Here is a 692-nt window from a genome sequence, read left to right on the forward strand (position 1 = left end):
AGTTAAGTGCTAAAACACGCAACTACTCATAGCCGAAACCGTTGGCAACAATTTGGAAATGATTCGTATTTGATGTATATTTACACCAAATAATTAAATTATGTCAAGACAAAGTATATCATTTACAGAACCTAACGACGAATGGCTGAAAGCCCAAATCGATGGAAAAGAATATTCAAGTAAAAGCGAATTAGTAAACGATTTAATTAGACAAGCTAGAAAACAACAAGTCGAAATTGATTGGGTTCGAACTAAATTGGAAAAAGCTGAAAATAGCGGATTTACAAGCAAATCGAAAAATGAAATTTTAGCTCAATCAAAAACTTTACTGAATGGCTAAATATCGATTAAGTAACGAAGCTAAAAATGACTTAATCCGAATCCATCACTATGGAGTTAAAAAATTTGGAATGACTCAAGCGGATAAATATTTTGAATCATTCTTTGAATATTTTGAAATTATTTCCCAAAGGCCTTTTTCATTCGAGTCGGTTGATTATATAAAAAAAGACTACAGAAGATGTGTTTGCGGAATAGATAGTATTTACTATAAGATAAATAATGACGTTGTTGAAATAATGGCAATTGTCGGAAGACAAGATTTAAACGACATACTGTAATCTGAATAATAAAAACTGTTGCCAACAACGGTAACCGTTGCACAACCCCATGATTTTATAAAAACATGACAC

Annotated in this window: 2 protein-coding genes; both read left to right on the forward strand. The window is 31.5% G+C overall.

The window, feature by feature from the left end; translation table 11 throughout:
- Positions 1 to 100: 100 nt before the first annotated feature.
- Positions 101 to 340, forward strand: coding sequence for a ribbon-helix-helix domain-containing protein (locus D778_RS13935; protein WP_007651878.1), 240 nt, complete (start codon positions 101 to 103; stop codon positions 338 to 340).
- Complete coding sequence (locus D778_RS13940; RefSeq protein ID WP_040492734.1) at positions 333 to 620, forward strand: type II toxin-antitoxin system RelE/ParE family toxin; 288 nt, start codon at positions 333 to 335, stop codon at positions 618 to 620. Before D778_RS13935 ends, D778_RS13940 begins: the two co-directional genes overlap by 8 nt.
- Positions 621 to 692 lie beyond the last annotated feature (72 nt).

The organism is Xanthomarina gelatinilytica (assembly GCF_000348685.1).
In the GTDB taxonomy this organism is placed as follows: Bacteria; Bacteroidota; Bacteroidia; order Flavobacteriales; family Flavobacteriaceae; genus Xanthomarina; species Xanthomarina gelatinilytica.

Excerpts from the sequence above, each read along its gene's own strand:
- D778_RS13935 (WP_007651878.1), top strand. The coding sequence starts at position 101 with ATGTCAAGACAAAGTATATCATTTACAGAACCTAACGACGAATGGCTG.
- D778_RS13940 (WP_040492734.1), top strand. The coding sequence starts at position 333 with ATGGCTAAATATCGATTAAGTAACGAAGCTAAAAATGACTTAATCCGA.